This is a genomic window from Blastomonas sp. (assembly GCF_030373265.1).
Classification (GTDB): domain Bacteria; phylum Pseudomonadota; class Alphaproteobacteria; order Sphingomonadales; family Sphingomonadaceae; genus Blastomonas.
Genome location: NZ_JAUCZC010000015.1, coordinates 1 through 23,564, shown reverse-complemented (window position 1 = coordinate 23,564; position 23,564 = coordinate 1). Strand labels below are relative to the sequence as shown.

At 64.8% G+C, this 23,564-nt stretch carries 27 protein-coding genes; 13 read left to right on the top strand and 14 right to left on the bottom strand.

Annotated features, from left to right (window positions below):
- Positions 1-48: 48 nt before the first annotated feature.
- From QUV11_RS10390 to QUV11_RS10380, 3 genes are all read right to left on the bottom strand, one after another.
- Positions 49-378 (bottom strand): hypothetical protein, encoded by a 330-nt coding sequence (locus QUV11_RS10390; RefSeq protein ID WP_300882368.1) that lies wholly within the window; start codon positions 376-378, stop codon positions 49-51.
- A gap of 202 nt (positions 379-580) precedes the next feature.
- The gene (locus tag QUV11_RS10385; protein WP_300882366.1) at positions 581-1,009 is read right to left on the bottom strand and encodes a hypothetical protein; all 429 of its coding nucleotides are present in this window, start codon (positions 1,007-1,009) and stop codon (positions 581-583) included.
- Positions 1,010-1,078: 69 nt separating this feature from the next.
- A complete protein-coding gene (locus tag QUV11_RS10380) occupies positions 1,079-2,806 on the bottom strand; it encodes a fatty acyl-AMP ligase (protein WP_300882364.1) in 1,728 nt (575 codons plus the stop codon).
- Positions 2,807-3,015: 209 nt separating this feature from the next.
- On the opposite strand from QUV11_RS10380, the gene QUV11_RS10375 reads away from it, so the two are divergent.
- From QUV11_RS10375 to mtgA, 3 genes are read left to right on the top strand one after another with little or no spacing between them, the layout of a single operon-like run.
- Complete coding sequence (locus tag QUV11_RS10375) at positions 3,016-3,573, top strand: RecX family transcriptional regulator (protein ID WP_300882362.1); 558 nt, start codon at positions 3,016-3,018, stop codon at positions 3,571-3,573.
- 14 nt (positions 3,574-3,587) lie between these two features.
- Positions 3,588-4,085, top strand: coding sequence for a DUF192 domain-containing protein (locus tag QUV11_RS10370; RefSeq protein ID WP_367279856.1), 498 nt, complete (start codon positions 3,588-3,590; stop codon positions 4,083-4,085).
- A gap of 10 nt (positions 4,086-4,095) precedes the next feature.
- Positions 4,096-4,785, top strand: coding sequence for a monofunctional biosynthetic peptidoglycan transglycosylase (mtgA, locus tag QUV11_RS10365; RefSeq protein ID WP_300882358.1), 690 nt, complete (start codon positions 4,096-4,098; stop codon positions 4,783-4,785).
- A 9-nt stretch (positions 4,786-4,794) separates the two neighbouring features.
- Here mtgA and QUV11_RS10360 read toward each other — a convergent pair whose 3' ends face one another.
- Positions 4,795-5,589 carry a citryl-CoA lyase gene (locus QUV11_RS10360; RefSeq protein WP_300882356.1) on the bottom strand — a complete coding sequence of 265 codons (795 nt, stop codon included), beginning with the start codon at positions 5,587-5,589 and terminating at the stop codon, positions 4,795-4,797.
- 119 nt (positions 5,590-5,708) lie between these two features.
- Here QUV11_RS10360 and QUV11_RS10355 point away from each other — a divergent pair, with 119 nt between their 5' ends.
- The 10 genes from QUV11_RS10355 to nadA all read left to right on the top strand — a co-directional run bounded on the left by QUV11_RS10355 (position 5,709) and on the right by nadA (position 16,674).
- Positions 5,709-6,857, top strand: a complete 1,149-nt coding sequence (locus QUV11_RS10355) for a CaiB/BaiF CoA-transferase family protein (RefSeq protein ID WP_300882354.1) — start codon at positions 5,709-5,711, stop codon at positions 6,855-6,857.
- Positions 6,858-6,922: 65 nt separating this feature from the next.
- The gene (locus QUV11_RS10350; RefSeq protein WP_300882352.1) at positions 6,923-7,735 is read left to right on the top strand and encodes an IclR family transcriptional regulator; all 813 of its coding nucleotides are present in this window, start codon (positions 6,923-6,925) and stop codon (positions 7,733-7,735) included.
- 210 nt (positions 7,736-7,945) lie between these two features.
- The gene (locus QUV11_RS10345) at positions 7,946-10,135 is read left to right on the top strand and encodes a TonB-dependent receptor (protein WP_300882350.1); all 2,190 of its coding nucleotides are present in this window, start codon (positions 7,946-7,948) and stop codon (positions 10,133-10,135) included.
- Positions 10,136-10,161: 26 nt separating this feature from the next.
- Positions 10,162-10,764, top strand: coding sequence for an NAD(P)H:quinone oxidoreductase (gene wrbA, locus QUV11_RS10340; protein WP_289619688.1), 603 nt, complete (start codon positions 10,162-10,164; stop codon positions 10,762-10,764).
- Positions 10,765-10,798: 34 nt separating this feature from the next.
- Positions 10,799-11,341: a VOC family protein gene (locus QUV11_RS10335; protein ID WP_300882348.1), complete on the top strand. Its 543-nt coding sequence runs from the start codon at positions 10,799-10,801 to the stop codon at positions 11,339-11,341.
- Positions 11,342-11,344: 3 nt separating this feature from the next.
- Positions 11,345-12,223, top strand: a complete 879-nt coding sequence (locus tag QUV11_RS10330) for an alpha/beta hydrolase (protein WP_300882345.1) — start codon at positions 11,345-11,347, stop codon at positions 12,221-12,223.
- A 173-nt stretch (positions 12,224-12,396) separates the two neighbouring features.
- The gene (locus QUV11_RS10325; protein ID WP_300882343.1) at positions 12,397-12,768 is read left to right on the top strand and encodes a BlaI/MecI/CopY family transcriptional regulator; all 372 of its coding nucleotides are present in this window, start codon (positions 12,397-12,399) and stop codon (positions 12,766-12,768) included.
- On the top strand, positions 12,765-14,639 hold the full coding sequence (locus QUV11_RS10320) for a M56 family metallopeptidase (protein WP_300882341.1): 1,875 nt from the start codon (positions 12,765-12,767) through the stop codon (positions 14,637-14,639). Before QUV11_RS10325 ends, QUV11_RS10320 begins: the two co-directional genes overlap by 4 nt.
- 74 nt (positions 14,640-14,713) lie before the next feature.
- On the top strand, positions 14,714-15,589 hold the full coding sequence (locus QUV11_RS10315; RefSeq protein WP_300882339.1) for an MBL fold metallo-hydrolase: 876 nt from the start codon (positions 14,714-14,716) through the stop codon (positions 15,587-15,589).
- A 77-nt stretch (positions 15,590-15,666) separates the two neighbouring features.
- The gene (gene nadA, locus QUV11_RS10310; protein ID WP_300882337.1) at positions 15,667-16,674 is read left to right on the top strand and encodes a quinolinate synthase NadA; all 1,008 of its coding nucleotides are present in this window, start codon (positions 15,667-15,669) and stop codon (positions 16,672-16,674) included.
- Positions 16,675-16,684: 10 nt separating this feature from the next.
- Here nadA and QUV11_RS10305 read toward each other — a convergent pair whose 3' ends face one another.
- The 10 genes from QUV11_RS10305 to dapB form a co-directional block, all read right to left on the bottom strand.
- Positions 16,685-17,305 (bottom strand): lysophospholipid acyltransferase family protein, encoded by a 621-nt coding sequence (locus tag QUV11_RS10305; protein ID WP_300882335.1) that lies wholly within the window; start codon positions 17,303-17,305, stop codon positions 16,685-16,687.
- 107 nt (positions 17,306-17,412) lie between these two features.
- The gene (locus QUV11_RS10300; protein ID WP_300882333.1) at positions 17,413-17,829 is read right to left on the bottom strand and encodes a DoxX family protein; all 417 of its coding nucleotides are present in this window, start codon (positions 17,827-17,829) and stop codon (positions 17,413-17,415) included.
- Positions 17,830-17,833: 4 nt separating this feature from the next.
- Positions 17,834-18,145 (bottom strand): alkylphosphonate utilization protein, encoded by a 312-nt coding sequence (locus tag QUV11_RS10295; protein WP_188515064.1) that lies wholly within the window; start codon positions 18,143-18,145, stop codon positions 17,834-17,836.
- 8 nt (positions 18,146-18,153) lie between these two features.
- A complete protein-coding gene (locus QUV11_RS10290) occupies positions 18,154-18,282 on the bottom strand; it encodes a hypothetical protein (RefSeq protein ID WP_255352559.1) in 129 nt (42 codons plus the stop codon).
- 498 nt (positions 18,283-18,780) lie between these two features.
- A protein-coding gene (locus tag QUV11_RS10285; protein ID WP_300882327.1) for an IS5 family transposase occupies positions 18,781-19,541 on the bottom strand; the annotation gives its coding sequence in 2 pieces (ribosomal slippage) (positions 18,781-19,208 and positions 19,208-19,541; 762 coding nt in all).
- A gap of 72 nt (positions 19,542-19,613) precedes the next feature.
- Entirely contained in the window at positions 19,614-19,832 is a 219-nt protein-coding gene (locus QUV11_RS10280; RefSeq protein ID WP_300882325.1) for a hypothetical protein, read from the bottom strand.
- A gap of 217 nt (positions 19,833-20,049) precedes the next feature.
- The gene (locus tag QUV11_RS10275; protein ID WP_300882323.1) at positions 20,050-20,664 is read right to left on the bottom strand and encodes a hypothetical protein; all 615 of its coding nucleotides are present in this window, start codon (positions 20,662-20,664) and stop codon (positions 20,050-20,052) included.
- Positions 20,665-20,886: 222 nt separating this feature from the next.
- Complete coding sequence (nth, locus tag QUV11_RS10270; protein ID WP_300882321.1) at positions 20,887-21,630, bottom strand: endonuclease III; 744 nt, start codon at positions 21,628-21,630, stop codon at positions 20,887-20,889.
- Positions 21,631-21,640: 10 nt separating this feature from the next.
- A complete protein-coding gene (locus QUV11_RS10265) occupies positions 21,641-22,831 on the bottom strand; it encodes a M48 family metallopeptidase (RefSeq protein WP_300882319.1) in 1,191 nt (396 codons plus the stop codon).
- Positions 22,832-22,887: 56 nt separating this feature from the next.
- A partial coding sequence (dapB, locus tag QUV11_RS10260; protein WP_300882317.1) for a 4-hydroxy-tetrahydrodipicolinate reductase occupies positions 22,888-23,564 on the bottom strand: 677 nt, incomplete at its 5' end.

The following is a 23,564-nucleotide window of genomic DNA, read 5'->3' as shown; positions in this document are numbered from 1 at the left end:
GGCGGCCGGGTCCTGGCAAGGCCGGCCCGGCCGCCGAGTGCGCGTCTGTTATGAACCCATATCCCAAAGAGCTGTCAACACCAGCGCCAAAAGCACGAAGATCACCAGCAGCACGATGATGCTCACAGGCGAATAGTCGAGCGCTTTTTGCTGTTCCTGTTCGAAGGCGGCGATCTTGTAGCGGATGGTTTCGTCGCCCTTCAGCAGCCCGATCTCGAGCAGCGGACCGGTTTTCAGATAGGTGGTAAGCTCGCGGCGCTCGTCGTTGGAGATCGCCGGGTAGCGGGTGAAGAGCGTCTTGATGTGTTGCTTGCGGCCGTTCGCGTCGGGGTCATGCGCCGCGGGTTCGCGCGGTGCGGAGTGGTTTTCCTGGGTCATAGGTGTCTTTCGGATGAAAATGGTCTCGGCGTGGCGCCACAGATAGGGCGCACGCCTGGGTCGCGCCGTCGCGTGGAGGGCGCGCATGATGGCGGTGGCGCGCAGCCATGCGACGACGGGCCCTGCGGCGCTGGGCCGGTCAGGCCGGATCGCTGGGCTCAGGGTCCAGGATCAGGGCGTCACACGAAAGAGAAGGCTGCGCTCAGGCGGCGGCGGGCGGTGCGCGCGGACCAGCGCCCGACAGGACAAAGACCGTAACCGGAGGCTGCATGCCTGCGCGGTCGATGTCGGCAGGCTGGGGATAGGACAAGGCAGGCCCGGGATGGGCCGATTGCGCCGTTGCAAGCGCGGGGCCGTCGTCACCGCTGCCGGTCTCGGGCTGCTGGCGATCTCTTTGCGGAGCGCCAAGGCCCGTCCGCTCGTTTTCCTCGCGGGCAAGCGCAACCTGCGTGGACGCGGGATTGAACGCAGAGCCGACCATCTGGCTGGCCGGGATCGCGCCGGGCAACAGCGCGCTCGCAAGCGCGATGAACAGCGCCGCCATGAGGCCGCCGGCCCAGCCACGACGCGTGGTCGGCTGGCAGGCCGGAGCACGAGCGTCGGCGCGGATCAAGAACGGTCGTGCAGACATGATCCGACTCTACGCCCCGGTGCTGCCGCGGTAAACCCGCGAGGGATAAGCATCACGCTCGCAGGGCGGTCAGGCTGCCAGTTCGTAAGGCTGGATGGCGCCCGACAGGTAGAGGTTGCGTGCCTTGGCGCGGCTCAATTTGCCCGAGGATGTGCGCGGCAGCGTGCGCGGCGGCACCAGCTCGATGACGCAGTTCATGCCGGTGATCGAGCGGACCTTTTCGCGGATTTCATCGCGCAGGCGGCGGCGTTCGCCCTCGTCGGTGGTGCGGCACTGGACCAGTACCGCCGGTGCTTCCTCACCCGCAGGCGTGGTGATCGAGAACGCGGCGATATCGCCCGATTTGAAGCCGGGAAGCTGCTCGACCGCCCATTCGATATCCTGCGGCCAGTGGTTCTTGCCGTTGATGATGATCATGTCCTTGGCGCGGCCGACGATATACAGATAGCCATCGACCATATAGCCCATGTCACCGGTATCGAGCCAGCCGTCGATCAGGCACGCGTCGGTCGCCTCGGGATCGCGGAAATAGCTGTGCATGATCGACGGGCCCGCCGTCCACACCTTGCCGATCTCGCGGTCGGCCAGCACCAAGCCATCGGGATTGCGGATTTCGATCGACATGCCCCGGCAGGCCTTGCCGCAGTTGACGATCGAGCGATAGCGCTTGGGCCTGGAGGCATCGACGGGCGCGCCCGACAGGCGCTGTTCCTCGACCAGATCGACAACGATGCCTTCGCCCGGCGGCATCAGCGTGACCGCCAGCGTCGCTTCGGCCAGGCCATAGCTCGGCAGGAAGGCACTGGCCTTGAAACCAGCGTCGGCAAAGGCGTTGACGAAGCTCTGCATCACATCGGGGCGGATCATGTCCGCGCCGTTGCCCGCAAGCCGCCATCGCGACAGGTCGAAGCGTTCGGCGACCTTGGACTGGCTACCGATGCGGCGCGCGCAAATGTCATAGCCGAAGGTCGGCGAATAGCTGCACGAGGTGCCGGGATTGCGGCTGATCATGTCCAGCCAGGCCAGGGGGCGGCGCGCGAAATCCTCGGTCTTGAGATAATCGGTCGAGACCTGGTTTGCGACCATCGAGAGCATGCAGCCGACCAGCCCCATGTCGTGATACCAGGGCAGCCACGAGATGCAGCGGTCGCTTTCCACCACGTGCATGCCGTGCGAATGTGCTGCCAGATTGCTGAGCAGCGCCGAGTGGGTGACCGCAACGCCGTGCGGAAAGCGGGTCGATCCGCTGGAATACTGCAGATAGCAGATATCGTCGGTGCTGGCTTCGGGAAGCGCGGCCTCGGGCGCTGCTTCTTCGGCAAAGCCTTCCCAGTCGAGCCCCTCGACACCGCAACGTCGCGCGGCTTCGCCGCCCATGTCGGCGAGCTCTGCCGGATAGAACAGGAATTTGGGATCGCTGGAGCGCAGCTGCACGCCGAGCTGCTCGACATAGCTTTCCTTGCCGCCAAAGCTGGTGGGCAGGGGCAGCGGAACCGGCCACGCACCGGCATAGACCGCGCCGAAGAACAAAGCGGCAAATTCCGCGCTGGTCTCGGCAACGATGGCGATGCGATCGCCGGGGATCACGCCGCGCGCGATCAGCCGCCGCGCATGCGCCAGCGCATCGGTGCGCAGCTCGGCATACGGATAGGGCCGCACCAATGTGCCGCGCGGATCGTGGAAGTTGAAGCCGCGCGCGCCGCTGGCTGCATAATCGAGCGCTTCGCCCAGCGTCGCGAAATCGGCGAAGCGTCGCGCAAGGCTGTCGGCGGTTGGTGTCGGCTGCAGTTCAGTCATGCGTGTTAACCCGTTGCTTTCCTGTGCGCGGTGCCGGTTGGCCGGCGTCTCGACGCTTGTAGGGCAGAGCTTTGCGATCTGCCCATAATCAAATGGCTCGGGGATGAACAGGACCGTGGCGCATTCTCACCCCCATGATAAATCTGCCTAGCGCTCTAACCGATGACAGGCGTTCAAATTTCGACCCGACTGTGGCACAAACAAGGCGCATGTTTTCCAAATCGCGATCCAGCCGGGCCGAACGCCGCCCGCCCAAGCCGCTCAACGAGACGAGCCTGCGGGATCTTGCGCTGCATTATCTGGGACGGTTCGCCTCGACCCGGGCGAAGCTTGTGCAGTATCTGGAGCGCAAATTGCGCGAGCGCGGCTGGGACGGGGACGTCCCGCCCGATCTGGTGGCGCTGGCCGACCGGTGCGCGGAGCTGGGCTATGTCGACGATGCCGCGTATGCCGCGATGAAGGGCGGGGCGCTGCTGCGCCGGGGCTATGGTGCGCGCCGCGTCGAACAGGCGCTGACCGCAGCCGGGGTCAAGGAGCCCGATCGCGGAGAGATGCGCGCGGCGGGCAAAGACCAGGCGGTGAGCGCGGCGCTGGCCTTTGCCAAGCGCAAGCGGATCGGCGCCTTTGCCGATCAGCCCGCCGATCCGGACAAGAGGCGCAGGCAGTTGCAGGCGTTTATCCGCGCTGGGCATGATTTTGCACTCGCTCGGCGTATCGTTTTCGCCGATAGCATGGATCAGATCGCGGGGCTTGAAGAGGATTTTTAGGAGAAATGATGGTCATGAAATGGTGCGCAACCACCCTGGCAACGCTCGCACTGGTCGCCTGCAACGCCTCTGCCCCCAGCGATGCGATCGCTCAGCGTCCCGCAGCCGACGCCTCCGCGCTGTCGCCCGCCGGGCTGGCGCTGGTGCCGCTGACCATCGACAGCAAGGGCAAGCGGCACAGTTTCACCGTCGAGGTCGCTGGCACGTCGCAGGAGCAGGCGCAGGGGCTGATGTTCCGCACCGAGCTGGCGCCCGATGCGGGGATGATTTTCCCGTTCCCCAGCCTCAAGCCCGCCAGCTTCTGGATGAAGAACACGGTGATCCCGCTCGACATCATCTTCGTGCGTGCCGATGGCAGCATCGAGAGCATCGCGGCGAATACGACGCCCTATTCGCTCGACGCGGTGAGCTCGGACGGCCCTGTGGCTGCGGTGCTCGAGCTTGCCGGTGGCCGCGCCGCGGAACTGGGGATCGCGCCTGGCGATATCGTCAAATGGCAAGCCAAGCGCTGAGCCCCGCATGATGGCTGCCCGCAAACGCGGAGTCCTCGCCCGGGTGATCGCATCGATCTTCAAGCTGATCTTCGGCTTCGTGCTGCTGTCGCTGGTGATGGTGGTGATCTATCGCTTCGTCCCGCCGCCGACCACGATCACCATGCTGACCGACCCCAATGGGGCGACGCGCGACTGGACGTCGATCGAGCGCATCGACCGCAATATGATCGCCGCCGCGATCGCTGCCGAGGACGGCAAATTCTGCACGCACAGCGGGTTCGACCGCGAGGCGATCGAGAACGCCGTGCGGCGCAATGCGCAAGGCGGGCGGATACGCGGCGGATCGACGATCAGCCAGCAGACCGCCAAGAACGTGTTCCTCTGGCAGGGCGGCGGCTTCTTCCGCAAGGGGCTCGAGGCATGGTTCACCGTGCTGATCGAGACGATCTGGGGCAAGCGCCGGATCATGGAGGTGTATCTCAACGTCGCTGAAACCGGGATCGGCACCTATGGGGTCGAGGCGGGTGCGCAGCGCTATTTCGGCAAGGGCGCCGGATCGCTGACCCGCGACCAGGCGGCGCGGATGGCGGCGGCTTTACCATTGCCCAAGAAGCGCTCGGTCAAGAACCCCAGCGGTTTCACCCGGCGTTATGGCAACAATATCGCGCAGCGCATCGGCATCGTCCAGCGCGATGGACTGGACGCCTGTACGCGCTAGGCTGGCCGGTCAGGCGGCGGGTTCGGGCCCATCATAGTCGATCGCAGCCGCCGCCGCGCCCGACATGATGAAGCCGATCGGGCGTTCGATCTCTTCGTGCAGATGGCCGATCAGGCTGGCGGTGCGCGCCAGCAGCGAGATGCCCTTGAGCGCCCCGACCGGAAAGCCGACGTCGAGCATCACCGCCGGGATCGCGCCGTTGACGTTGATCGGCAGCGGGCGGCCCAAGGTTTCGGGCAGGCAGTCGCGCAACGCATACAGCATGCCGATATGCTCCCCGACGATGCCGTGCTCCTCGGCCATTTTCAGCAGCAGCAGCGCGCGCGGATCGCCTGCGGAATGCTGGGGATGGCCAAAGCCCGGGATTGCCTGTTTGGTGGCACGCAGCGTGCGCACGCCGGCGGATGCGACTTCGGCGGCCTGCTTGCCGGTGGCGCCGACCTCGGTCACCAGATCGGCATAGAACCGCCCGGCGACTTCGGCGCTGCCCAGCACCACCGATCCGCAACCCAGCAGCCCAGCGGCGACCGCGCTGTGAAACGCTTCGGGCGCGGCGGCGTAGGTCATCCGCGCGGCAACAACGCTGGGAACAAGGCCGTGTTCGGCGATCGCCGCCAGCACGGCGTTGGCGAAGAACTTCTGCACGTCGGTGGGTTCGTTCCCAGTGACCAGCAGCCAGAAATAGCTGGTGAAATCCATCTTGCCGATGATGTCGCCGCAAAGGTCATGCCCGCGCACCGTGATGCTGTCGGCGTCCGACGTGCAGATGGCGGTATAGGGGGCGTCCTGCTTGCCGATGCGCATGAAGCAAATCCTTCCGTAATGCTGGGCGGGAGAGAGGAGGCACGCCGCCATTAATTCGATTTACGAAGTTGATTTCGTATATCGAATTTTCTATGGGTGGGTGTCAGGGAGATGTCAATATGGCCAAGCCGCTTGCCAATGTCACCGTGCTCGAAATGGGCACGTTCATCACCGGACCTGCTGCAGGCATGATGCTCGCCGATCTGGGCGCGGATGTCATCAAGGTCGAGCGGCCCGATGGCGGCGACCCGTTCCGGGCGTTTCGTGGTGGCCTCTACAGCCCGCATTTCCAGACCTACAACCGCAACAAGCGCTCGATCACGCTCGATACGCGCGGCGGCGCGGATCTCGAAGCGTTCGACCGGCTGGTCGCCAAGGCCGATGTCTTCATCCAGAACTTCCGCCCCGGGGTCGCCGACAAGATCAATGTCGACCCCGAGCGGCTGCGCGCCATCAACCCGCGGCTGATCTACCTCTCGATCTCGGGGTTCGGCGCGACCGGGCCCGATCGCGACCGCCCCGCCTTCGATACCGTGGCGCAGGCGGCCAGCGGCTTTTTGCGGCTGCTGGTCAATCCTGAAAACCCCCGCGTGGTGGGCCCCGCGCTCGCCGATGCGATCACCGGCTTTTACGGCGCGTACGGCGTACTCGCTGCGCTGCACGAGCGCGAGACCACCGGCAAGGGCCGGCTGGTCGAGGTCTCGATGTTCGAGGCGATGACGCATTTCAATCTCGACGATTTCACCCATTATTTCTCGGATGATCAGGTGATGGGCCCGTACAGCCGGCCCAATGTCTCGCAATCCTATGTCTTCCAGTGCGCCGGCGGCGACTGGCTGGCGCTGCATATGTCCTCGCCGCCCAAGTTCTGGGAGAACCTTGCGACCGCGGTCGGCCAGCCCGACATGCTGCAGCGCCCCGAGTTCGCCAGCCGCGAGGCACGGATCGCAAATTACGAAAAGGTGGCAGCCTTCCTCGCGCCGCTGTTCGCCGCGCGGGCGCGAGCCGACTGGTGCGCCACGCTCGAGCAGCTCGAAGTGCCGCATTCGCCGGTCTACAGCGCGCCCGAGGTCATCGAGACCCCGCAGGCGCAGCATCTGGGGCTCACCATCGAGGACCCCGATGGTCCGCATGGCCGGTTCCGCACCATCCGCTCGCCGCTGAGCTTCGATGGCGAGCGCTCGACCCAGGTCACCGCGCCGCCGGTGCTCGGCCAGCACAATGAAGAGATTCTGGGCGTGGCCGCCGCAACCGCTGCTGCCGAGTGACACCGCTGACCGCTGCGGACAGCATCGCCTTGCTTGCACCCGCCCCAGCGGCTAGCGGTGCAATGATGGACGGTGCACCCAAACCCGAGAAGGACAGCGAGTATCTATCGACCCTCGAACGAGGCTTGAAGGTGCTGCGCGCGTTCGATGCGACGCACCCCGAAATGCAATTGAGCGAGGTGGCGCAGGTCACGGGCTTGAGCCCCGCTGTCGCCCGCCGCTGCCTCAATACGCTGGTGCAATTGGGCTATGTCGCGCAGTTCGGGCGCAAGTTCCTGCTGCGGCCCGAGGTTCTCTCCTTCGGCACGGCGTATCTGTCGTCGATGAATGTCGACCAGGTCATCCTGCCACCGCTGCAGAAACTGCGCGACGATACCGGCGACAGCGCGTCGATGGCGGTGCTGTCGGGCAGCGATATCCTCTATGTCGCGCATGTCTCGACCAACCGGCGGATCCGGTTGGGTGCCACGGTGGGCACCCGCTTTCCGGTGCACGCGACGTCGCTGGGCAAGGTGCTGCTGGCGTTCCAGCCCGCGCAGGTGATCGCACACTATATGGCGAGCGCCAGCCTGCAGCGCTTCACCGAACGCACCGTAATCAGCGCCGATGCGCTGGAGCAGCGGCTGCAGGGGGCGCGCGAGACCGGCTATGATTCGGCGCTCGACGAGCTCGATTATGGTATCGTTTCGGTTGCGGTGCCGGTGTTTGATGCGGCTCGCAATGCGATCGCCTCGATCAACTGTTCGACCTCGACCACCCGGATTTCGCAGGACGAACTGGTCCGCACCCGGTTGCCGATGCTGCGCGAAGCCTCGGCCGAAATCGGCAGCGCCTTGCAGCGCTGGCCGACGCTGATGCATTCGCTTCAAACCCACTGATAGCCTCAACATCGATGCTGCGATGCCGTCGCCAGGCTGCGGCGCGATACGCCCTGCTGCCCTATTCGCACAGCGGATTAGAACTTCGCATATCGAACTTGACTTCGTAATACGAACAATTTACCTCAGGCGACAACCCGCATGCAAAGCCTTCAAGGGCCTCGGCAATGACCGTGGCGGGACATCACAGGATGAGGGGATCTGGTGCGTATGTCCGCGATTTGGAACAAGGTGCTTCTGGCAGGATCGACGTCGGCGCTGGCGCTGGCATGTGCAACACCCGCTTTCGCGCAAGATCAGGCTGCCGCCGGCGACGAGGTGGCCCCCGGCGAGATCGTCGTCACCGCGCTGCGCCGCGACACCAACCTGCAGGATACGCCCGCCGCGATCACGGTGTTCAATGCTGAATCGATCGAGAACGCCGGGATCGACAAGGCGGCGGACTTCATCGGCCTGACCTCGAACGTCCAGCTGATCGAAACCCAGAACGCGGGCAACGCCTTCGTCATCATCCGCGGCATCACCCAGAACCGCAACTCCGAGCCGTCGGTCGCGGTGGTCGTTGACGGCGTGCAGCAGGTCAACGCCGCGCAGTTCAGCCAGGAACTGTTCGATATCGAGCAGATCGAAATTCTCAAGGGCCCCCAGGGCGGCCTCTATGGACGCAACGCCATCGGCGGCGCGATCATCATCAACACCAAGCAGCCCAGCGACCAGTTCGAGGGGCGGGTGTTCGCCGGGATCGACAACGGCTTTGGCTACACGCTGCGCGCCGGGGTTTCGGGGCCGATCAGCGATACGCTCAAGTTCCGCCTGTCGGGATCGTACCGCGACACCAACGGCTATATCCCCAACACCTTCCTCGGCGAAGACGCCGACCCGCTCGAGGATATCTCGCTGCGCGGCAAATTGCTGTGGACCCCGACCGATCAACTGACCGTCGATCTGCGCGCATCGATGTCGTTGCTGCGCACCCAGGCGCTGTATTACAACATCGTCGCCGATGTGAACGACACCAGCCTGCCGGTGCGGGTCAACAACGCCGGGCAGAACGACCGCGACATCTACAACGTCTCGGCCAAGATCGACTACGAGGCCGACTGGGGCAAGATCACCTCGGTCACCTCGTACGACACCCTGACCGAAATTCTCACCGGCGATGCCTTCGACTTCCTGCCGATCCAGCAATCCTTGTTCTTCCAGATCCTCGGCTTTGATCTCAACCAGAGCCAGTTCCTCGATGTCGAGGCGATCAGCCAGGATCTGCGCATCCAGTCGCCCGATGGCCAGGCGTTCGAATGGACCGTGGGCGGCTATTTCATCGACACCAACCGCTATATCTCGACCGGCAACATGGTCGATACCGGTAACGGTGTATTCCCCGTGTTCCGCACGCCGAGCACCAACCCGCTCAACCCGCAGGCGACCTTCCTGGCGGACTCGCAGAACAACTTCGCCTGGGCGGGCTATGTGAACCTTGGCTACAAGTTCTCCGATGCCTTCCGCGTCGATGCCTCGCTGCGCTACGACAAGGACCGCAGGCGCAACCGCACCCTGACCCCGCTGGCGTTCATCCCGGTCGTCCCCGGCTTCCCCACCGGAACCCCCGGCGAGGTCCGCCGCGAAACCTTCGACGAATGGCAGCCCAAGGTCACATTGACCTACAAGCCGGTCGAGAATGTCACGATCTATGGTGGCTATGCGCGCGGCTTCCGCTCGGGCGGGTTCAACCAGACCGGGGTCGGCGCGGTGGCTGCGGGCACCGGCGTGGTCGGTGTGGCGGATATCTACGAGGCCGAAGTCGCCGATACCTTCGAGCTGGGCGTGAAAGCGACCCTGTTCGACCGGATGCTGACGCTCAACGCCAGCGCCTACACCACCAAGTCTGAAAACGGCTATTTCTTCGTCTTCCTCGCCGCCAACTCCACCCAGAACCTGGGCAATGTCCCCGAGGTCCGGCTGCAGGGCTTCGAGATCGACGGCACGCTGCGTCCAACCCAGGGCTGGGATATCAATTTCGGTCTCGGGGTGACCTATAGCGAGATCAAGGAGTTTCCGGATCCCACCGTGATCGGCAACGAAGCGCCGTTCATCTCGCGCTACACGATCAACCTGGGCACCCAGTACGAGACCAATCTGGGCGACAGCGACCTCAAGGGCCGCATCCGGGTCGATTACAACCGCACCGGCAAGACCTGGTTCGACGTGCCCAACTCGACCGTGCGGCGTCCGGTCGATCTGGTCAACGCGCGGCTGACACTCGATGGCGGCGCCTGGTCGTTGACCGGCTTTGCCGACAACCTGTTCAACGAGCGCTACAATGCCGAGTTCTCGCCCGGCGGCTTCGTGTTCAAGGGCCGCCCGCGCGTCTTCGGGCTCGAGGCGCTCTACAAGTTCTGATCCTCACGATAACGGGAAAACCACCAGTGGCACGCATCCTCATCCTTTATTATTCGGGCTATGGTCACACCGAGGTGATGGCGAATGCCGTCGCCGATGGCGTCAATGCGGTCGATGGCTGCGAGGCGGTGGTCAAGCGGGTGCCCGAACTGGTCTCGGACGAGGTCGCAGCCGCCGCGCACATGAAGCTCGATCAGGCCGCGCCCTTTGCCAGCCCCGACGAGCTTGCCGATTATGACGCGATCATCTTCGGCACGCCCACCCGCTTCGGCAACATGGCCGCGCAGATGCGCAACTTCCTCGACCAGACCGGCGGCCTGTGGGCCAGGGGCGCGCTGGTCGGCAAGCCGGGCAGCGTGTTCGTCTCGACCGCCAGCCAGCATGGCGGGCAGGAGACCACGATCACCTCGTTCCACACGACCTTGCTGCACCATGGCATGATCGTCATCGGCCTGCCCTACAGCTTTGCCGGCAACACCATCATGACCGAGATCAGCGGCGGCACGCCCTATGGCGCGAGCACGATCGCGGGCGGCGACGGTTCGCGGATGCCGTCCGAAAATGAGCTTGCAGGCGCGCGTTTCCAGGGCGAGCATGTCGCGAAAATCACGCTCAAGCTGACCGCCTGACCGCCGGTTTTTGTGGACACCTAAGGAGGATGCGATGACCGTACTCGTCAACCGTTTGCACCACACCGCCTATACCACCCGCGACCTTGAAGCGACGCGCGCGTTCTACGAGGACGTGCTCGGCTTTCCTCTGGTCGCAACCTATTGCGAGAAGGACGAATTGTTCGGCAAGGAGCGCACTTATTGCCACTGCTTCTTCGCGATGAAGGACGGCAGCGCGCTCGCGTTCTTCCAGTTCGCCAATGAGGACGACCAGGCCGAGTTCAGCCCGCCGATCCCCGAATCGCCGTTCCACCACATCGCGCTGCATGTCGATCACGACGCGCAGGCCGAGCTCGAGCGCCGGATCGCCGCTGCCGGGATCGAAGAGCCGCGGACCTACATCCTCGAGCATGGCTATTGCCGGTCGGTCTACGTCAAGGACCCCAACGGCATGATCATCGAGTTCACCTGCGATGCGCCCGAGGCGCTCGACATCGAGGCGGACACGCGCGCCAAGGCCCGCGCCGAGCTCGCGCGCTGGCTGGCGGGCGATCACAGCAACAACAACCCGTTCCGCGCCGCAGAAGCGGCCTGATCGATGGCGGGCCCGGTTGGCACGCTGGGCTGCGCACACACCATGACTCCTCCCGACGCGCGACTGGATGGCGAAACCTTCTGGCTCGATGTTGGCGACGGGCATCTGGCGGTCGAGCAGATCGGCAGCGGGCCTGCGGTCGTGCTGCTCCACGGCTGGACGCTCGACCGGCGGATGTGGACCTTGCAGGCGCGCGCGCTTGCCAGCCGCTTTACGCTGATCGCACTCGATCGGCGTGGTTTCGGCCAGTCCACCGCGCCGGCAGACCGGTTGCGCGAGGTCGATGATCTGGCGCGGCTGGCCGACCGGCTTGGCCTTGCCCGCTTCCATCTCGTCGGCATGTCGCAGGCCGGTGCCACAGCCATCGCGTTTGCGCAGCAGCACCGCGCGCGCGTCGCCTCTTTGGTGCTGCAGGGTATCTCGATTGCGGGCCTCCCCGATCATTCCAATGCATCCGACAACATCCCGCTCGCCGATTATGCCGACCTCGTGCGGCTGGGCGCGCTCGATTCGATGAAGCGCCATTGGTCAGGGCACGCGCTGATGGCCGGGCTGTCGGGCAAGGCGGCTGAGATCGGCGCGGCGATGCTGGCCGATTATGACGGCCGCGACCTGCTGGCGGGCCCCGCGGGGCCGTCGGCGCGGCTCGACAGCGTCGCGGGTCTCACCATGCCGGTGCTCGCGATCACCGGCGACGAAGACACTCCATGGCGCCGCTCGGTCACCCAGACGTTGGCCCGCACCGCGCCGCTCGGGCAGGCGCGGTTCGTGCGTGGCGCCGGGCATCTGTGCAACCTCTCGCATGCGCCGGCCTATAACACGGCCGTGTCCGCCTTTCTCGCCCGCCCGCTGCTGCCGGTCCCGGACGCCGTAAACGACTGATTTCTTGCTGGAGTATTCCCCCATGGCCGCGCCTGACCGTTTTCTCACCACCCATGTCGGCAGCCTGCCGCGATACCGTGCACAATTTCCATCACGCATTCAAGTTGGCCGTTTACATCCGTAGTCGAATCGATTACGTCCGTAGTCGGAATTGAAGCGAGGAATGCGATCGAATGGCTCCCGAACGGATCAGCGATGCCGAACATGCGGTGATGGAGGTGCTGTGGCAGCGTTCGCCGATGACGGCGGCCGACGTCGCCGACGCCTTGGCCGATGCGCGCGACTGGACGCTGCAGACGGTCAAGACCCTGCTGTCGCGGCTCGCCAACAAGGGCGCGGTTTCCTACCAGCAGGATGGCCGCCGCTATCTCTACACCCCCATTCTGGCGCGCGAGGACTATGTCGGCGATGAATCGCGGCGGTTGGTCGATCGGCTGTTCGGCGGCCGCGCCGCACCGCTTATTGCGCATCTGGCAGAGCAGCAGAAGTTCACGGCCGAGGACCTGGCAGAGATCGAACGGCTGATCGGGGAGTTGAAGGCATGATCGGGGATTGGCTTGCGAGCGACGGGCTCGCGGAGTTTGCGCATGGCCTGACCGGGCAATGGCTGGTCGAGACGCTCGCCGTCACGGCGGCTTTGATGGCACTGGTGCTGGTGTTGCGGCGACAGGTGGCGCGGCACTTCGGCGCAGAGATCGCCTATCTGCTCTGGGCGATCCCGCTTGCCCGGCTGTTCATGCCGCCAGTGGTGCAGACGATCCAGGTGCCGGTCAGCGAGCCTTCGGTGCCCGATTCCGGCAGTGCCGCGGCGATGGCGATGCCGGTCGGCGATATGGCGGCCCCCCTCGACGCCTTGCCCGAAGCCGGTTTTGCCAACGGGTTGCTGCTCGATGCCGACTGGTTTGCGATCGGCGTGACGGTGTGGCTGTGCGGCGCCGCGATCTTCCTGATCGCGCAGCTCTCGGCCTATCTGCAGAACCGGCGCGAGTTGCTCGAAGACGCCGTGGAAGTGTCGCGGATCGATGGGATCCGCGTGATCGAGATCGCCGGGATTGCAGGCCCGTTCGCCTTCGGGCTGTGGCGGCGCTATATCGCGCTGCCGATCGGCTTTACCCAGGCATACAATCCGATGGAACGCGAACTGGCGCTGGCGCACGAGCGCTCGCACCACCGCGCGGGCGATCTGTGGGCGAACTTCGCCGCGCTGGCGATGCTGTCGCTGCACTGGTTCAACCCCGTCGCCTGGATGGCCTGGCGGGCGTTCCGCTTCGACCAGGAAGCCGCCTGCGATGCGCGCGTGCTGCGCCGTCGTTCGGCTGCCGAGCGCACCGCGTATGCGCGCGCCATCGCCAAGGCAGCGACCGGCCACACGCTTGCCTTCGCCAGCCCGCTCAACCCCAAGACCAAGATCGTCGAGCGTTTGAAGATCATGAAGCAGTCCGAAACCTCGCGCACCCGCAAATGGCTTGGTGGCACCTTGGTCGGCGGTGGTCTGGTCACCGCGCTCGCGATGACCGCCACGGTGAGCTACGCGCTCCAGCCGATCGACGCAGCGGGTGCGCCCGAGGCACCGCTGGCACCTGCCGCCCCGGATGCGCCGCCGGCTCCCTGGGCGCCAGATGCGCCAGCGGCGCCCGACGCTCCGATCACGCCGGTGATCAAGGATGGCGTCTATATCTACACGGTGCGGCGCGGCGACAACAACATCACCTTGCGTCTCGATGGCCCCACGGGCCGTGCGGAGATCGAGCGCCGGGTCGCCGAGGCCGAAGCCTCACGCGCGATGGCCGAAGGCGATGTGGCGATGGCGGAGGGCGACCGCGCCATGGCACAGGCCGATCGCGCCTGGGCACAGGCAGACCGCGCGGCGGCCGTGACCGAAGCCAGGGCCGCGGCTTTCGACCGGGCCGAGCGCAGCCGTGCCGACGCGATGGATCGCGCGCAACGGATGGTGGTGCGCACCGGTTCGCCGGAGAATTACGTGATCGAAATGGGCAACGGCCACAAATTGCGCGTCCGGACCAGTGATTGCAACGGCAAGCCCAAGACCGCAGCGTTCATGACTCATACCGAAACCCGGAACGGCAACGTGACTCGCACCAAGGTCGTCACCTGCGGACAGGTGATGCCCAACGAGGCGGAAATCTCGGCGAATATCGAAAAGGGAATGGCCGAGGCGCGCCGCAGCATGGAAATCACCCGCGCCGAAGTCCGCAACAACAAATGGCTGAGCGACGAGGACCGTGCCGAGGCATTGCGCGACCAGGACGAAGGCATGCGCGAACTGCGCGCCGACCTGGCCGAGGCTCGGCGCGGTCTGCGCGAGGAAATGGCACAGGCGCGCCGCGAAATGAGATACGTGCCTGAGCCCCCCGCTCCGCCGGCAGCCCCCGCCGAACCGTCCGTTCGTCGTTGACATATCCATGACGGGGCGGCGCAAATATCGCGCTGCCTCTTTCGCTTTGGGCCGATCAATGCCACTTAGACGCGATGGAACTGCCTGCTGATCTTCCGACCGGCCTTGCCGAAACCATCGAACCACTGGTGCGCCGCGTGCTCGCGGGCAACCCGTCGGCGTTCACCTATACCGGCACCCAGACCTATGTCGTGGGCAACGGCGCGGATGTCGCGGTAATCGATCCGGGTCCGGCCGACCCCGACCATATCGCCGCGATCCTCGCCACCGTGGGCGATGCGCGCATTGCCGCGATCATGTGCACCCACACCCACCGTGACCACAGTCCCGCCGCCGCGCCACTCAAGGCGCACACCGGCGCATCGATCGTCGGCTGCGCGCCGCTGACACTCAGCGACGATGGCCCGCGCTCGGACGAGGCCTTCGACACGACGTACGCGCCCGACCGGGTGCTGACCGACGGCGAAAGCGTCTCGGGCGATGGCTGGACGTTGCAGGCCGTGGCCACCCCCGGCCACACCAGCAACCATCTGTGTTTGGCATTGGTCGAAAGCGGCGCGTTGTTCACCGGCGATCATGTGATGGGCTGGTCGACCAGCGTGATCTCGCCCCCCGATGGCGACATGGCGGACTATATGGCGAGCCTTGCCAAATTGCAGGAGCGCTCGGACCGCGTCTATTATCCCGCGCATGGGCCCGCGGTCGAAAACCCCGCGCAATTGGTGCGCGGCATGATGGGCCACCGCAAGCAGCGCGAGCGCCAGGTGCTGCGCCAGCTCGAGGCCGGGCCGCAGGCGATCCCCGATATGGTGCCGCTGATGTACAAGGGCCTTGACCATCGTCTGTTCGGTGCTGCGGGCCGCTCGGTGCTGGCGCATCTGATCGATCTGGAGAACCGCAGACTGGTGGCGCGCGACGGCGAAACATGGCGGCTGCTCGCCGCCGCCTGATCCGCCGAACGAAACGGCTGCACAACCAAGCGCAATGTCGCTAGGGATGCAGCTATCCAATGAAGGGCTGACTACCGATGACTGCACAACCCCGCGAAAACCTGTCCGGTCTTGATCTGCGCGCCGAAATCGACCGGCTGCGCAAGGAGAAGAACGCGGTCATTCTGGCGCATTATTACCAGAAGCCCGAAATTCAGGACATCGCCGATTTCGTCGGTGATTCGCTCGAGCTGTCGCGGATCGCAGCGGAAACCGATGCCGACGTGATCGCGTTCTGCGGGGTCAAGTTCATGGCCGAGACCGCCAAGATCCTCAGCCCCGACAAGATCGTCGTGCTGCCCGACATGGATGCCGGCTGCTCGCTCGAGGACAGCTGCCCGCCCGACCAGTTCGCCGCGTTCCGCGCGCAGCACCCCGATCATATCGCGCTGACCTATATCAACTGCTCGGCGGCGGTGAAGGCATTGAGCGACATCATCGTCACCTCGTCCTCGGCGGAAAAGATCCTCAGCCAGATCCCGCTCGACCAAAAGATCATCTTCGGCCCCGACAAGCATCTGGGCGGGTATCTGGTCCGCAAACTGGGCCGCGAGATGCTGCTGTGGCCGGGCGTGTGCATCGTGCACGAGGCGTTCAGCGAGACCGAACTGCTCAAGCTCAAGGCGCAGTACCCCGATGCGCCGGTCGCCGCGCACCCCGAATGCCCCGCGCACATCCTGGACCACGCCGATATGGTCGGATCGACCAGCGCGATCCTCAAGTTCGCCAAGGAGACGACCAGCGAGACCGTGATCGTCGCCACCGAACCGCACATCATCCACCAGATGGAAAAGGCGGTTCCGGAAAAGACCTTCATCGGCGCGCCGGGCGCGGACGGCAACTGCAACTGCAACATCTGCCCGTATATGGCGCTCAACACGATGGAAAAGCTCTATGTCGCGCTGCGCGATCTGGAGCCACGGATCGAGATGGACGAGGAGCTGCGGCTGAAGGCCAAGCAGTCGCTCGACCGGATGCTCGAAATGGCGAGCAGCACCGTGGGGCAGGGCGATCTCGGCCGCCCCGACCTCGCGCACCAGGATTGAGGACTTGCGCTCAGCTCTTCGGGGCTGAATGCACCGCATTGCGCCCTGCCATCGCCGCATAAAAGGCGAAGGCGGGGGCCATGTCGGCCTCGTAATTTCCGGTCGGGTGGATCACCGGGCCAAGGCCGGCGCGGCGGTTGGCATAGTCCATGAACCCGCAGACGATCGGCACGCCCGCGCCATAGGCGATGCGGTAAAAGCCGGTGCGCCAGGCCGCGACCGACTGGCGGGTGCCTTCGGGTGCGATCGTCAGGATGAAGTCGTCGCGCGCGTTAAACTCGGCGATCATCTGCTGCACCATGTCGCCCGCTGCGCTGCGATCAACCGGAACCCCGCCCATCTGCCGCATGAAATTGTGAAACGGCCAGCGGAACAGCGATGTCTTGGCCATGAAATGGGTTTCCAGGCCAAGCTCGCGGGTGACGCCCATATAATTGGGGAAATCCCAGTTGCTGGTGTGCGGCACCGCGATGATGATGTAGCGGCGCTCGGGCGGCGGCGTGCCGATCGCGGTGAACCGGTGGCGGCGATAGATGAACATCATCAGCGCATACAGCGCGCGCGCGGCCCAGCCCAGATGCGCGGTGGAAAGCTTTCGCGGCCGGGAAGGCTCGGGCTGGCTCGCGTTCATCATCCGTCCCCACATCGTGATGCAGGGCTTTCCTTGCGGCGTGATGGCCGCGTGCCGCTGTCATGAAATTGCCTAGTGGCGCAAACCGCTGGCCAGATCAATTGCCGTTACGGCATCTTTTGCTTGGCGCCGAACGGCCAGTCGGTGACGCCGCCCACCCAGAGCGCCCACCAGATGATCACCGGCTGCAGCAGCAGGCGCGGGCCGTGATAGGCCCAGGGCAAAGTCCGCCCGCCGACCGCGATGTCGCCGAACGCGTGGTTGATGTTGGCGGGCCACACGCACAAAGCATAGAGCGCCAGGCCTATCCCGGCAGCATAGCGCAGCCGCGGCACCATCAGCCCGATCGCGCCTGCGATCTCGGCCACGCCGGTCAGGAAAACCACCTCTTCGGGAAACGGCACCCAGCCGGGCGTGATCGCGAGGAACCCGCCGGGCGAGCGGATGTGGATGATCCCGGCCGCAAAATAGATCAGCGCCAGCAGCCAGCGAAATCCGGTGCGGACGGCGGACTGGCGCGGCATGGTCTCAGCGCTTGCGGACGAACTCGGCGCGCAGCACCAGACCCTTGATGCCGTCGAACCGGCAATCAATCTCCTGCGCATCGCCGGTCAGCCGGATCGACTTGATCACGGTGCCGCGCTTCAATGTCTGGCCCGCGCCCTTGACCTTGAGGTCCTTGATCAAGGTTACCTGATCGCCATCGGCAAGCAACGTGCCCGCCGAATCGCGCACTTCGACCGCTTCGTCTTCGGATGCCGCGACGGTCAGATCGCCGGGGGCGACCCATTCGCCGGTCGCCTCGTCATAGACATAATCGTCGCTGTCGCCGCTGTGCATCGGTCGGTTCAGCTCTTCAGCGTGACGATGGACAGGCCGCCGGGCTTGGTCGACGGGTTGGACGCGTTCTGCGGCTTGGGCTTTTCGGCCTTGGGCTTGCGGGTCTCGCGATTGGTCTTCTTCTGGCCTTTTGCCATGGTCTGTTCCTTGTCCAGGCGCAGCGCCCGGAGCGCGGCTATAGCGCCAATCGGCGTGCAAAGCGCGACAATTCGCGAGCCACGCAGACGCCCGGTTTGCCAGCGCGTTATGAGAGACGAGGCATCAGGAGCCGCAGTTCTCTGAGATGTCCGCAATCGGGGAAAATTTCAAACAGCGTGAATGGCGACGATTGGGGTGTAAGCTGCCCCACCCGTCATCGTCACCCCGGACTTGATCCGGGGCCCAGAGCGATCAAGTGCGCCGCCTGGAACGAAAACCCTGGGTCCCGGGTCAAGCCCGGGATGACGGATACAGCAGGCTGGCCGTCAAGGGGTCTGCAACAGAGTGGCGGCTTCGGCAGAATCGATCCACTAGCCGCCTGGCCGAAATTAGAGAGTTACCGATGCATCGCGGGCAACCGTTTGTGGGTGGGGAGGCTACGAATTCCCAATGGGGTTTGCGGCAAGCCTCCGCAAAGCGCGTTCTAGGCTCAGGACTCATTGATTGATCCAGAAGATGACGGTCGCAGCGATGCAGATCGCGGACATAAAAGTGTGGGCACATCGGTCGTAGCGTGTGTGGATGCGGCGCCAATCCTTGAGTTTGCCGAACATGTTCTCGATCCTGTGACGCTGGCGGTAGAGCACGGTATCATGTGGGATCGGCACTTTGCGGTTAGCTTTTGACGGGATGCAGGCGATCATGCCGCGCTGTGCCAGGGCGGTGCGGAACCAGTCGGCATCGTAGCCTCGATCGCCCAACATTGCCTTGGCAGATGGCAAGGCGTCGATCATCAATGCTGCGCCCTTGTAGTCGCTCATCTGGCCCTCGCTGAGCAGCATGACGAGCGGGCGACCCTTGCCATCGCATACCGCATGGAGCTTGGAGTTCAGGCCTCCTTTGGTGCGTCCGATACGTCGGGGAACAGCCCCTTTTTAAGCAGGCTGGCTGCCGTTCGGTGTGCTTTGAGGTGGGTGGCATCAATCATCAAGTGATCAGGCTTGCCGCCCTTCGCGGCCAAGGCAGCGAAGATCCTGTTGAATACGCCCATGCGGCTCCAGCGGATGAACCGATTGTAGATCGTCTTGGCTGGCCCATACTCGGCGGGAGCATCGCGCCAGCGCAAGCCATTGCGGATCACGAAGATGATACCGCTGATAATCCGCCGGTCATCGACACGGGGCACCCCGTGCGACAACGGAAAATACGGCTCGATCCGACGCATCTGCGCCTCCGACAACCAGATCAGATCACTCATGACAGCGCCTCCTTGCGCCGCCATTGAATCAACCGATCGCATGCTCCGCAAGCAATTTAATAGGTCCTGAGCCTAAACAATGCCTTTAAGCAGGAAGCCAGCACCTACAATCAATACAAAGATATTGAACATTGTCGCAAACCAAAAAAGGAATGGGTTCTTCGACCGTAAATAACTCGCATAAGGCACACCAAATGCATACATTGTGCCTGTTTGAAAGCCATGCAGCGTAATCCACCCCATCAACGGCACACCAACTAATAGTATCGCGATAACCGCTAAATCTGCCATCCGATTTCTCCTGACAACTTTTCCCAGATTCCCTTGATAGAAACAGGCGTGCGATCGTGACTATTTTTTACATGTCCGCAATGGGGTCGGTAAAGGAATTACCGCTTTTGTCCGCAAGCAAGCTATGGCGGCCGTCTGCTATGATCGTCAGACGGCCCATTCTGGCAGGTCACGATAAAAGTGATTGAAGAGCTTTGAAAGTCGGCGTCAGCCACATCTACCAGCCCCAGGGCGCAGGCGGCGGGGCGACCGGTTGGGTGAGATCGAACTCGACGCGGAAGTTGCGCGCATTGGGTCCGTCGGGGCGGCGCAGGGCATAGGCATAGGTGCGCGCGTCGATGTCCACGATCCAGCTGTTGGTCACCGACCCGGTGAGCCCCTGCGCGCGGAACATCGCGATGCTTTCGGCATCGACAGGGAACGTCTGCTGGCCGGGTGTGCCGACAGTGGCGGTGTCGCCGCCGTACTGGGTGACCTTGTCGATGCTGCCGTCCTCATGCCGGTGATCGTGCTTGAGGCGGAGGCCGGTTCCGGTGCGGGTGATGATCCAGGTGCGCGAGCGGTTCCAGCCGCCGCCCTCGGTGCCGACGTGGAACGGGATTTCCATCCGGTCGGGTGCGCAGGAGCGGAAATGGACGATCATCGGCTTGCCCGCCAGATCGGCATCGGCGGCGTCGGTGCTGACCAGCCTGCCGGGATAGGCCTTGCCGCAATGCTGCGCGAGATTGGCCATGAAGGCGGTTTGCGGGTCGGCGCTGCGGGGTGTGGTCGTGCAGCTGGTGGCAGCCAGGGCCAGGGCGAATGCAGCAGCACTGCGGGTCATGTTGTTCATAGCGCCCTGAATGCCGCAATGCTGCGCCCGTGTCGAGCCGAAGCATCGCCTTGCCGGTCCCCTGACCTTGCCGCTCCCCTGACCTTGCCGCTCCCTGACCTTGCCGGTCCCCTGCGAAGGCAGGGGCCCATCTTCTGCTGGTGCGTCTCGTCAAACGGTGGCTCGGCAAAGGAACCGTTAGGAGATGGGCCCCTGCCTTCGCAGGGGACCGGGCTTTTATATCTAGGGATCGGTGATCTCTACGGCCTTCACCACCTTCGCCCGCTTCTTCCTCGCAGGCGCGGGCTTGTTGGCGCGGTGCTTGAGCGCGGCTTTGGGCGTAGGCGCGTCCGGCCCGGCGGGCTTGGGCTTGAACCGGCACAGATCCGCGACCGGGCAGCGCCAGCATTCGGGCTTGCGCGCCTTGCAGACATAGCGGCCGTGCAGGATCAGCCAGTGATGGCCATGGACGCGGAACGGCCCCGGCGTGCCCTTGTCGAGCGCGCGTTCGACATCGAGCACCGTGCGCCCCGGTGCCAGCCCGGTGCGGTTGCCGACGCGGAAGATGTGCGTATCGACCGCGAAGGTCTCCGCGCCGAACGCGGCGTTGAGCACGACATTGGCGGTCTTGCGCCCGACCCCGGGCAAGGCGGTGAGTGCGTCGCGATCGTTGGGCACTTCGCCTGCATGTCGCGCGATCAGCGCTTCGGACAAGGCGATCACGTTCTTGGCCTTGGCGTTGAACAGCCCGATGGTCTTGATGTGCGCCTTCAGCCCGTCCTCGCCGAGCTCGACCATCTGCTGCGGCGTCTTGATCCCCTCGAACAGCGCGCGCGTCGCCTTGTTGACCCCGACATCGGTCGCCTGCGCCGAGAGCACGACTGCGACCAGCAGCTGGAAATGGTTGCCATATTCCAGCTCGGTCACCGGCGCAGGGTTGCCCTCGGCCAGCCGCCGGTAGAATTCAAACGTGTCGGTCTTGTTCATCCAGCCAGCATCACGGATTGGCGGACGCCGCGGGCGGCGGGCCCGGCGGGTGCGCGGCCTTCCATTCCATCGCCCGGCGCACACGGCGTTCGACCGAGGGGTGCGAGTAGAACAAGGCCTCCTGCACCGGATGCGGGCGCGGGTAACGATATTCGGCGGTCTTGACCAAGGCGCCCGCCAGCGCGTCGGGCAGGTTGACCATCTGCAGCGAATAGGCGTCGGCCTCGCTCTCGCTGATCCGGGTCAGCGTGTTGGCCACCGGGACTGCGAACACGCCGAGGAACGACAGCACGAACAGGAATACCGGCAGCCCGCGTGGATCGCCGATCTCGGTTGTGCTGCTGCCGAAGACGCGCGCGACCTTCGCGAACAGCCGGTCGGCCAGGAAGAAGAACACGATCGCCAGCACGCTCAGCACCAGCACCGAGCGCCAGACATGGCCCAGCACATAATGGCCGATCTCGTGCCCCGTGACCGCGCGGACCTCGTCCAATGAGGCCTGTTTGAGCGCGACATCCGAGATCGCGATCCGCGCCGCGCTGCCGACGCCCGAGACGTTGGCGGTGAAGTTGTTCGACTGGCGCGAGCCATCATAGAGGAAGATGCGGTCCTCGGGGATATCGACCTGCTGGGCCATTTCCAGCACCGCATCGCGCACCGGGCCAGCCGGGATCGGCTCGTAGTTGTTGAACAGCGGCTCGATCAGCGTCGGCGAGAGCAGCAGGACCACCGACACCACGATCGCCGAGAACCCGCCCGACCACAGCCACCAGCGTTTGCCGGTGCGGCGGATCAGCGCGTAGATGCCGAGGAAGAACAGCCCGCCGCCGATGACGCTGATCGCGATGCCGATCGCATCCTGCATCAGGAAGTCGGCGAGCGGCTGTTGGGTGCGATCGTACGCGCGTTCGTGGCCCCATTCGGCCCAGATGCTCCAGGGCAGGGTGATGATCGCCGAGACGATGAACAGACCCGCAGCGGTCGCGAATGTCCGCAGCGCCCATGCGCGTTTCTCGAGCTTGGCCCAGATGCGGTCGGTCACGCGGAGGCGCACCAGGATGACGGTGGCAACCACTGACACCAGCAGCCCCCACAGGATCATCCAGTGGCCGTCCATCGTGTAGGCCGCAGCCTTGGCCAGCGCGTCCGCGCCCAGCCCGTCGATATAGGCCTTTGTCGCCGCTTCCGGATTGAATGCCATCATGCCCCCGCTGTATTGTATCAATAACACAGCATTAGGCTGTGCCCCTGCGTCCGTCAAGCCAGCCCCAGCACCTGCGGCATGGTATAGCGCCCGGCGGGCTTCTCGTGCAGCCAAAGGCACGCCTTCACCGCGCCGCGCGCGAACACCATGCGGTTTTCTGCGCGATGGGTGAGTTCGATCCGCTCGTCGTCGCTGGCAAGGTACACGGTGTGGTCGCCCGACACCGATCCGCCGCGCAGGCTCGCAAAGCCGATCGCGCCGCGCGCGCGTGCACCGGTCAGCCCGTCGCGGCCGCGTTCGCTGTCACGCGCCAGATCGATCCCGCGCGCCTTGGCCGCCGCCTCGCCGAGCAGCAGCGCCGTCCCCGAGGGCGCATCGACCTTGTGGCGGTGGTGCATCTCGGCGATCTCGATATCCCAGTCCTCGCCCAGCCGGGTCGCGGCCTCGTGCACCAGATGCGCGAGCAGGGTGACGCCCAGCGAGGTGTTGCCGGTCTGGAGCACCGCGATCTGGTCCGACGCGGTATCGATCAGCCAGTGGTGGCGTTCCTCGAGCCCGGTGGTGCCGATGACGATCGGGATGTTGGCGGCGACAGCGGCGTCGAGATTGGCTTCGAGCGCGGCAGGCGAGGAGAAATCGACCAGCACGTCGCTTTCCTTCGCCAGCGCCAGCGCGTCGCCGCCCTTGTCGATCCCGCCCGAGACGCTGGCGCCTGCATCCGCAATCGCCG

Bases quoted from the DNA above. Each gene is read 5' to 3' on its own strand.
- QUV11_RS10330 (WP_300882345.1), top strand. From the start codon at position 11,345: ATGGCGGGCCCGGTTGGCACGCTGGGCTGCGCACACACCATGACTCCT.
- QUV11_RS10380 (WP_300882364.1), bottom strand. From the start codon at position 2,806: ATGACTGAACTGCAGCCGACACCAACCGCCGACAGCCTTGCGCGACGC.
- QUV11_RS10390 (WP_300882368.1), bottom strand. From the start codon at position 378: ATGACCCAGGAAAACCACTCCGCACCGCGCGAACCCGCGGCGCATGAC.
- QUV11_RS10300 (WP_300882333.1), bottom strand. From the start codon at position 17,829: ATGCCGCGCCAGTCCGCCGTCCGCACCGGATTTCGCTGGCTGCTGGCG.
- QUV11_RS10320 (WP_300882341.1), top strand. From the start codon at position 12,765: ATGATCGGGGATTGGCTTGCGAGCGACGGGCTCGCGGAGTTTGCGCAT.
- QUV11_RS10355 (WP_300882354.1), top strand. From the start codon at position 5,709: ATGGCCAAGCCGCTTGCCAATGTCACCGTGCTCGAAATGGGCACGTTC.
- QUV11_RS10275 (WP_300882323.1), bottom strand. From the start codon at position 20,664: ATGAACAACATGACCCGCAGTGCTGCTGCATTCGCCCTGGCCCTGGCT.
- mtgA (WP_300882358.1), top strand. From the start codon at position 4,096: ATGGCTGCCCGCAAACGCGGAGTCCTCGCCCGGGTGATCGCATCGATC.
- QUV11_RS10315 (WP_300882339.1), top strand. From the start codon at position 14,714: ATGGAACTGCCTGCTGATCTTCCGACCGGCCTTGCCGAAACCATCGAA.
- QUV11_RS10305 (WP_300882335.1), bottom strand. From the start codon at position 17,305: ATGAACGCGAGCCAGCCCGAGCCTTCCCGGCCGCGAAAGCTTTCCACC.
- QUV11_RS10385 (WP_300882366.1), bottom strand. From the start codon at position 1,009: ATGTCTGCACGACCGTTCTTGATCCGCGCCGACGCTCGTGCTCCGGCC.
- QUV11_RS10290 (WP_255352559.1), bottom strand. From the start codon at position 18,282: ATGGCAAAAGGCCAGAAGAAGACCAATCGCGAGACCCGCAAGCCCAAG.
- QUV11_RS10375 (WP_300882362.1), top strand. From the start codon at position 3,016: ATGTTTTCCAAATCGCGATCCAGCCGGGCCGAACGCCGCCCGCCCAAG.
- QUV11_RS10345 (WP_300882350.1), top strand. From the start codon at position 7,946: ATGTCCGCGATTTGGAACAAGGTGCTTCTGGCAGGATCGACGTCGGCG.
- QUV11_RS10325 (WP_300882343.1), top strand. From the start codon at position 12,397: ATGGCTCCCGAACGGATCAGCGATGCCGAACATGCGGTGATGGAGGTG.
- QUV11_RS10295 (WP_188515064.1), bottom strand. From the start codon at position 18,145: ATGCACAGCGGCGACAGCGACGATTATGTCTATGACGAGGCGACCGGC.
- QUV11_RS10370 (WP_367279856.1), top strand. From the start codon at position 3,588: ATGAAATGGTGCGCAACCACCCTGGCAACGCTCGCACTGGTCGCCTGC.
- QUV11_RS10265 (WP_300882319.1), bottom strand. From the start codon at position 22,831: ATGGCATTCAATCCGGAAGCGGCGACAAAGGCCTATATCGACGGGCTG.
- QUV11_RS10280 (WP_300882325.1), bottom strand. From the start codon at position 19,832: ATGGCAGATTTAGCGGTTATCGCGATACTATTAGTTGGTGTGCCGTTG.
- QUV11_RS10335 (WP_300882348.1), top strand. From the start codon at position 10,799: ATGACCGTACTCGTCAACCGTTTGCACCACACCGCCTATACCACCCGC.
- QUV11_RS10360 (WP_300882356.1), bottom strand. From the start codon at position 5,589: ATGCGCATCGGCAAGCAGGACGCCCCCTATACCGCCATCTGCACGTCG.
- QUV11_RS10350 (WP_300882352.1), top strand. From the start codon at position 6,923: ATGGACGGTGCACCCAAACCCGAGAAGGACAGCGAGTATCTATCGACC.
- nth (WP_300882321.1), bottom strand. From the start codon at position 21,630: ATGAACAAGACCGACACGTTTGAATTCTACCGGCGGCTGGCCGAGGGC.
- nadA (WP_300882337.1), top strand. From the start codon at position 15,667: ATGACTGCACAACCCCGCGAAAACCTGTCCGGTCTTGATCTGCGCGCC.